The organism is Mitsuaria sp. TWR114 (genome assembly GCF_007997345.1).
Genome location: NZ_VOSR01000731.1, coordinates 1 through 7,276 on the forward strand (window position 1 = coordinate 1; position 7,276 = coordinate 7,276).

Here is a 7,276-nt window from a genome sequence, read left to right on the forward strand (position 1 = left end):
GCGGCCTGGCACCGGCGGCCGCACGATCCCTGGTCGCGTCAACGCGCCCGGGTGCGGCGCGAACTCGATCGCCTCGGCCTGGCCACCCGCGACGACGAGACCCCGCGCCGCTGGGCTGCGGCACTGGTCGAGCGCCATGGGGCGCCGGCCGAGACGGTCGCGGCCGCGCTGTTGCAATTGGAAGCGCAGCGCTACCGGCAGGACCTCGCCGCCGCCACGTCACAATGGCAGCGCCAGTTCGCGGCCCTGTGCGCCGACCTCCGTCAGGCGCTGGCCCGCTGAGCCCTCCTCTTCCATGTGCTTGACGCTGCACCGCCGCTCGCCGGCCCGCATCCGCCATCTCCGCCATTACCGCCGCCTCCGCCGTAGTCCCGCATGACCGCTGTCCGCCGCTCCACACCCCGCCGCGTCTTCCTCCGTTCCCTGCTCCAGGCCTCGATGGCCGCCGCACCGCTGATGACCGGCCTGGCCGCCGCGCCGGCGCTGGCGGAGACGGCCCACAAGCCGCACCCGGCCGCGAAGCCGAAGTCCGCCGCGAAGAAGCCGGCGCGCAAGCCCGCGCCGCCGCCGGCCTATGGCGACCGCGACGACGTCATGGCCTTCGCCGACGCGCAGGCGGAGTCGCTCGGCTACCGGCGCGAGGAACTGCGCGCGATCCTGGCGCTGGCGCGTCCGCAGCCGGCGGTGCAGCGGCTGATCCTGCCGGGGCGCCGGGACAGGCGAAGGACTGGGGCGCCTACCGTCAGCGCTTCGTCGAGCCGCAGCGGCTGCAAGCCGGGCTGGCCTTCTGGGCGACGCACGAGGCGGCGCTCGCGCGCGCGGAGGCGTCCTATGGCGTGCCGGCGGAAATGATCGCGTCGGTGATCGGCGTGGAGACCTTCTACGGCCGGATCATGGGCGGCTTCCGCGTGCTGGACGCGCTGGCGACGCTGAGCTTCGACTACCCCTCGCCGCTGCCGCCCGGCGCGCGCGACCGCAGCCCCTTCTTCCGCGAGGAGCTGCGCCAGTTCCTGATCCTGGCGCGCGAGAACGGCCTGGATCCGATGGCGATGAAGGGTTCGTACGCCGGCGCGATGGGCTGGGGCCAGTTCATGCCGGGCAGCTGGCGGCGCTTCGCGATCGACTTCGATGGCGACGGCCATGTGGACCTGATCAACAGCCCGGTGGACGCGATCGGCTCGGTGGCCAATTTCCTGCGCGAGCACGGCTGGCAGCGCGGCATGCCGACGCATTACGAGGTGCAGGTGCCCAATGACACCGCGGCCCGCGCCCAGCTGCTGATCAGCGACGTGCTGCCGCAGCTCGATGCGCGGCAGTTCGAATCGGTCGGCGCGCAGCTGTCGCCGCAGGGGCGCGCCCACAACGGGCCGCTGGCGCTGATCGAGCTGCAGATGGGCGGCGCCGCACCGGTGTATGTCGCGGGCACCCAGAACTTCTACACGGTGACCCGCTACAACCAGAGCAGCTATTACGCGATGGCGGTCATCGAGTTCGCCAACACCCTGGCGAGCTGGCGCAAGGCGACCGGGCCGACGCCACCGTCTGGCCCGGCCAGCGCCAGCTGATCAACGGCCGGCGCCAACGGTCGGCGTCAACGGCCGGGATCAACAACCAGGGATTGGCGACCGGGATCAGCGGCCGGGGATCGGCGGCCGGGTCCGCGGGCGCTCGGCGCGATCGCCGGAGTCGCGCTGCTCATGGTGGGCGCGGTCGATGTCGCCGTCGCCTTCCGGCCCTTTCTGGCCGGTCTCGCCGACGCGATGGTCCTCGTCGTCATGCTCGAGCCCGCCGTGCAGGCCGGGCGGGAAGTCACTGGAAATGCGCGGAGCATTCATGGTTTCCTCCTGAAGTGGGCGATCGATCTTAGCCACGGTGTGGAAGGCCCCACGCGCAGGAACGACAAAGGCGCCTCGCGGGCGCCTTCTGCGTTCGTTCCTGCGGAGACGGCCTGCTCAGTGCACCAGGCCGATCCACTCGCCGCGACGCTGGTACGCGTCGAACAGGTCCTGAGCGACCGCCTGCAGCCGCGCATCGCCGCGGGCATGGGCCGTGGACAGGCGCTCCAGCGCGTAGAGGCGGTCGTAGAGCATGCGGGTCGGCTGCAGCGTCAGGCCGTGGTCGGCCATCAGGTCCTGCAGCGTCAGCAGCTCGTCCATGCTCGCGGTGCCGGCCACCGTCAGGCCGAGATCCGGCACCAGTCCCCAGGGAGCCTGGGCGGTTTCGGGCATCAGATGCGGGGGGACGGGGGTGTGCATGGCGGCCTCGGAGCGATTCATGTCGGCGTGGACAGGATGATGGATCGCACCGCCCGGAACTTGAGCGGGAAAAGCGGGGGAAATCCGGCCCAGTTCCTGCGATCGCCGCGCGGCCGGCCGGCGTCGATCAGCGACGGGGCCGGGCGATGAAGCCCGACAGCTCGGTGCACCAGGCGGCGGCGGGCACGTCCAGCTCGTTGAGCGCCAGCACGTCGATGCGGGCGTCGGTCAGCATCTTGGCCGAGGCCGCGTTGAGCCCGACCTGGTGGTCCTTCTTCTCCAGGTAGACCACGCGCTGGATGCCGACCTGGATGATGGACTGCACGCAGCGCGGGCAGGGGTACTGGGTCGTGTAGATGGTGCTGCCGGTCAGCGGCAGCACGACGCAGTTGAGGATCGCGTTGACCTCGGCGTGGACGATGTAGCTGTGGCGCGAGTTGGCGGGATCGGCGTCGTCATCGGACCAGTAGGCCGGGTCGTTGTCGTCGCAGCCGCGCGGCAGGCCGTTGTAGCCGACCCCGACGATCTTGTAGTCCCCGCTCGCGATGCAGGCGCCGTTGCGCTTGCGGCTGTCCTTGGAACGGGCGCTGGCCAGCAGGGCCACGCCCATGAACATCGAATGCCAGTCGATCAGCGGATGGTTGTCCATGGTGAAGGCAGAGGCGAAGGTCGGGGACAGGCGCAGGAGTGTAGTGGGCGGCCGCGACTTACCTCGCGACGCCGACGCCCTTGTTGGCCAGCGCGTCCGCGCGCTCGTTGCCGGGGTCGCCGGCATGACCCTTGACCCAGCGCCATTCCACCGTGTGCAGCTTGCGCAGCGCATCCAGGCGCTGCCACAGCTCGGCGTTCTTCACCGGCTTGCCGTCGGCGGTCTTCCAGCCGCGGCGCTGCCAGCCGGAGATCCACTCCGTCATGCCCTTGCGCACGTACTCGCTGTCCGTGTAGATCACGATGTTGCAGCTGCGCTTGAGCGAGCTCAGCGCCTCGATCACCGCCGTCAGCTCCATGCGGTTGTTGGTGGTGTTGCGCTCGCCGCCGAACAGCTCCTTCTCGTGGTCGCCGCTCTTGAGCCAGGCGCCCCACCCGCCCGGACCCGGGTTGCCCTTGCAGGCGCCGTCGGTGTAGATGACGACGCTGGGCTTGGCGATCTTCGGCGCGGCGGGCGCGGCGGCGGGAGTGGTATCGGTCATGAACGGAGCGGAGCAACAGGGAAGGTGAAAAAGACGGACCGGACACGGCAGCGGGCCGGGTCCGGGCGTGCGGCGCGTCGAGGCTCAGTCGACCTCGACGTCGTCGCGATGATGATGATGGTGGATGGCGGCCACCGCCGGCGCGGCCTTGGCGACGCGCTTCTTGCCGCGCGCCAGCCCGATCAGCCGCATGCCGTGCACGCGCTTGACCGCGATGACGCCGTACAGCGCGCCCAGCACCGTCCACCACTTGCCGCCGGGCTTCTCGATCCACTGCCAGCGCGCCAGCCAGGGATCGCTCAGCAGCGGCGGTCGATAGCAGCCGAACTGCGCGCGCTCGACCTCGAACGACAGCAGCCGCAACCAGTCGCGCAGCCGCCAGTAGCCGATGTACTCGCGCTCCTCCGGCAGATAGAGCCGCGGCGCGCGGCTCAGCAGCCGGCCGTTGACGCGGGCGAGATTCTGCCTCACGGCCCAGAGGCTGGCCGGGTTCAGGCCCAGGATCACCACCCGGCCCTCGGGCCGCAGCACCCGCTCGACCTCGCGCAGGCAGCGGTGGGGATCGACCGCCTGCTCCAGCGTGTGGGGCAGCAGCACCAGGTCCAGGCTGTTGGCCTCGAACGGGAGCGCGTCGAACTCGCAGAAGATCGCCGCGCGGCCCGCACCGCCCAGGCCAGGCGCGGGCTCGGCCTGCGGTTCGGGCTGGTATTCCAGCGGATGCGCCATGAGCGAGGGCCGCGGCGGCCCGGCGACGGCGTCCTCGAACGGCCGATGGTCCAGCGCGAGCCACCGGTTCGTCATGCGGTTGGTGCGCAGGCCGTGCAGTTCCGGGAAACCCAGCTGCAGCGCGTGATAGCCGAACCAGTCGATCACGGCGGCGTCGATGAAGCGCTGTTCCCAGGCCAGCAGGTAGCGCCCGGCCGGCGTGCGCAGCCAGTGCGCGAGCTCCGCCGCAGCAGCGTCCGGCCGGACCTGCGCCTCTACAATCGGCGCCTTCGCGTCGGTGTCCTCGTCCTGGCCCCGCGTCTTCATCTGGAACCCGATCCCCTTGCCTGCATGAACCTGGTCGCCGTTCCCGCCTTCACAGACAACTACCTCTGGCTGCTGCATGACGGCCGGTCGGCCCTGGTGGTCGATCCGGGCGACGCCGCGCCGGTGAAGGAGGCGCTGCGCGCGCTCGGCCTGGATCTGCAGGGCATTCTAGTGACGCATCACCACGGCGATCACGTCGGCGGCCTGCGTGAATTGCTGCCGCTGCTGGCGCAAGGCGCACAAGTCTGGGGTCCCGCCACCGAAACCATGCCGGTGCCGGTCGTGCCGCTGCGCGAGGGCGACCGCGTCGAGCTGCTCGGCCAAGTCTTCGAGGTGCTGGACGTTCCCGGCCACACCGCCGGTCACATCGCTTTCGTGCTGAAGCATCCGGGCGACGGCGGCGCGCCCCTCCTGTTCTGCGGCGACACGCTGTTCTCCGCCGGCTGCGGCCGGCTCTTCGAGGGCACGCCGGCGCAGATGCAGGCCTCGCTGGCGAAGCTGGCCGCGCTGCCCGGAGAAACCCGGGTCTGCTGCGCGCACGAGTACACCTTGTCGAATCTGCGATTTGCTCGCACAGTCGAGCCCCAGAACGAGGCGGTCGCGCGCCACGAGGCCTGGTGTCTGGCCCGGCGCGAGCAGTCGCTGCCCACCCTGCCCTCCACCATCGCGGTGGAGCTCCAGATCAACCCCTTCCTGCGCTGCGAGCACGCCGAGGTCCGCGCGGCCGCGCAGCGCCATGACCCGAGCGTCACCGCGGAGCCGGTCTCGGTCCTGGCCGGGCTGCGCCGATGGAAGAACGACTTTCGCTGAGACCCCGATGCATCGACACCCGACCCCGTCCTTCCCGCTGCTTCGTTCCCCCCGCTCCGCGGACCGCGCGGACGCCGCTTCCCCCTCCCCCACCACTTCGACACGTCCGGCGCTGACGCTGCTCGCCGCGCTGCTGCCGCTGGTGCTGGCCGCCTGCGCCAACCGCCCGGTCGCGCCCGCCGACAACCAGGACGCGCAGGCCGTGGCGCAGCAGACGGTGCAGGCGGTCGAGGCGGCCGCCTCGGCCGTGCCCTCGCCCGCGACGCCGGTGGCGAGCGTGGCCACCGCGCCGGAAGAGAAGCTCGACGTGCTGCTCGAGGACACGATGAACCCCGGCCAGAAGGTCGACCTCGACGCGCCGAAGACCCACGTCGACCTGTGGGCGCGGATGCGCGCCGGCATGGCGATGCCCGAGCTCGACAACGACCTGGTCCGCAAGGCCGAGGACTGGTACAGCAGCCGGCCCGACTACGTCGCGCGCATGACCGGCCGCGGCAGCCTGTACCTGTACCACGTGGTCGAGGAAGTCGAGAAGCGCGGCATGCCGATGGAGCTGGCGCTGCTGCCCTTCGTCGAGAGCGCCTTCCGCAACGATGCGCAGTCCAGCGCCAAGGCCGTCGGCATGTGGCAGTTCATGCCCGCCACCGGCCGGGACTTCGACCTCAAGCAGAACATCTTCCGCGACGACCGCCGCGACGTGCTGGCCTCGACCAAGGCGGCGCTGGACTACCTGCAGCGCCTGAACAAGCTGTTCGACGGCGACTGGCAACTGGCGCTGGCCGCCTACAACTGGGGCCAGGGCAACGTCAGCAAGGCGGTGGCGCGCAACCAGAAGGCCGGGCTGCCGATCGACTACGAGAGCCTGCGCATGCCCGACGAGACGCGCTACTACCTGCCCAAGCTGCAGGCGGTGAAGAACATCGTGATGCGCCCGTCGGCCTATGGGCTGGAGCTGCCGGCGGTGGCGAACCACCCCTACTTCCTGTCGGTCAACATCGACCGCGACATCGACGTGACCCGCGCCGCGCAGCTGGCCGAGCTGGACGAGGAGACCTTCCGCCAATTCAACCCGTCGATGAACAAGCCGGTGATCCTGGCGGCCAGCAGCGGCCAGCTGCTGCTGCCCTACGACAACGCCAGCACCTTCGTGGCCAACCTCGAGAAGCATCGCGGCCCGCTGGCGTCGTGGACCGCCTGGGTCGTGCCCCGCACGATGAAGCCGGCAGAAGCCGCCAAGCAGGTCGGCATGAGCGAGACCGGCCTGCGCGAGATCAACCGCATCCCGGCGCGGATGCTGGTGACCAAGGGCTCGACGCTGCTGGTGCCGCGCACCGCCTCGCGCGACCAGGACGTCTCCGAGCACCTGGCCGACAACGCCCGCATCGGCTTCGCGCCCGACGTGCCGCCGATGCGCCGCGTGACGCTGAAGGCGAACAAGGGCGACACGGTGGCGAGCGTCGCGCGCCGCCATCGCCTGGGCACGACGCAGCTGGCGCAGTGGAACCGCGTCAGCACCAAGGCCACCTTCAAGCCGGGCCAGCAGATCGTCGTCTACGTGCGCGAGGGCCAGACGCTGGCTTCGGTGGAACCGTCCGGCAATTCGAAGGCGTCGGCCAAGTCGGGCAAGGTCACCAAGGTGGCGTCGACTGCCTCCGGCAAAGCCAAGGCCGGCGCCAAGACCCGCAGCGCCAAGGTCGCCAGCGGCGACGGCAAGGGCGCCCGCACCGTGTCGACCAAGACCGCGCTGCGCTGAGTCGGCCGTCTCCGTCTCACGAGGCGAGGAAGGCAGCGCGCGGCGTCAGGCGAAGAACAGCCCGACCGACAAGGCCACGCCGATGGCCCAGGCCGCGCTGCGCAGCGTCGGCCGATCGGCGATGTACAGCGCGATGTAGACCAGGCGCACCGCGATGAAGGCCATCGCCAGCGCGTCGATGCGGCCCTGGTCGTGCTGCATCTGCTGCGCCGCCAGCACGCCGGCGATGAACAGCG

Annotated in this window: 10 protein-coding genes and 1 pseudogene; 5 read left to right on the forward strand and 6 right to left on the reverse strand. The window is 70.8% G+C overall.

Features of this window, described 5'->3' with window-relative positions:
• From FUT87_RS23240 to mltB, 3 genes and pseudogenes are all read left to right on the forward strand, one after another.
• A pseudogene (locus tag FUT87_RS23240) lies at nt 1-282 on the forward strand (DUF3488 domain-containing protein); the annotation flags it as partial.
• Between the two features lie 156 nt (nt 283-438).
• Nucleotides 439-852, forward strand: a complete 414-nt coding sequence (locus FUT87_RS31060) for a hypothetical protein (RefSeq protein ID WP_255511984.1) — start codon at nt 439-441, stop codon at nt 850-852.
• A complete protein-coding gene (mltB, locus tag FUT87_RS23245) occupies nt 768-1,565 on the forward strand; it encodes a lytic murein transglycosylase B (protein ID WP_255511985.1) in 798 nt (265 codons plus the stop codon). Before FUT87_RS31060 ends, mltB begins: the two co-directional genes overlap by 85 nt.
• A gap of 66 nt (nt 1,566-1,631) precedes the next feature.
• Here mltB and FUT87_RS23250 read toward each other — a convergent pair whose 3' ends face one another.
• From FUT87_RS23250 to FUT87_RS23270, 5 genes are all read right to left on the reverse strand, one after another.
• The gene (locus FUT87_RS23250; protein WP_147242541.1) at nt 1,632-1,835 is read right to left on the reverse strand and encodes a hypothetical protein; all 204 of its coding nucleotides are present in this window, start codon (nt 1,833-1,835) and stop codon (nt 1,632-1,634) included.
• A gap of 117 nt (nt 1,836-1,952) precedes the next feature.
• Nucleotides 1,953-2,276, reverse strand: coding sequence for a hypothetical protein (locus FUT87_RS23255; RefSeq protein WP_147242542.1), 324 nt, complete (start codon nt 2,274-2,276; stop codon nt 1,953-1,955).
• Nucleotides 2,277-2,382: 106 nt separating this feature from the next.
• Entirely contained in the window at nt 2,383-2,904 is a 522-nt protein-coding gene (locus FUT87_RS23260; RefSeq protein WP_091723348.1) for a deaminase, read from the reverse strand.
• A 58-nt stretch (nt 2,905-2,962) separates the two neighbouring features.
• Nucleotides 2,963-3,445, reverse strand: coding sequence for a ribonuclease HI (gene rnhA, locus FUT87_RS23265; protein WP_091723346.1), 483 nt, complete (start codon nt 3,443-3,445; stop codon nt 2,963-2,965).
• Between the two features lie 84 nt (nt 3,446-3,529).
• Entirely contained in the window at nt 3,530-4,477 is a 948-nt protein-coding gene (locus FUT87_RS23270) for a class I SAM-dependent methyltransferase (RefSeq protein WP_147242543.1), read from the reverse strand.
• Nucleotides 4,478-4,501: 24 nt separating this feature from the next.
• On the opposite strand from FUT87_RS23270, the gene gloB reads away from it, so the two are divergent.
• Complete coding sequence (gene gloB / locus FUT87_RS23275; protein WP_147242544.1) at nt 4,502-5,287, forward strand: hydroxyacylglutathione hydrolase; 786 nt, start codon at nt 4,502-4,504, stop codon at nt 5,285-5,287.
• A 7-nt stretch (nt 5,288-5,294) separates the two neighbouring features.
• Nucleotides 5,295-7,040, forward strand: coding sequence for a transglycosylase SLT domain-containing protein (locus FUT87_RS23280; protein WP_147242545.1), 1,746 nt, complete (start codon nt 5,295-5,297; stop codon nt 7,038-7,040).
• A gap of 45 nt (nt 7,041-7,085) precedes the next feature.
• On the opposite strand, the gene FUT87_RS23285 is transcribed toward FUT87_RS23280, so the two are convergent.
• A partial coding sequence (locus FUT87_RS23285) for an MAPEG family protein (protein WP_186830720.1) occupies nt 7,086-7,276 on the reverse strand: 191 nt, incomplete at its 5' end.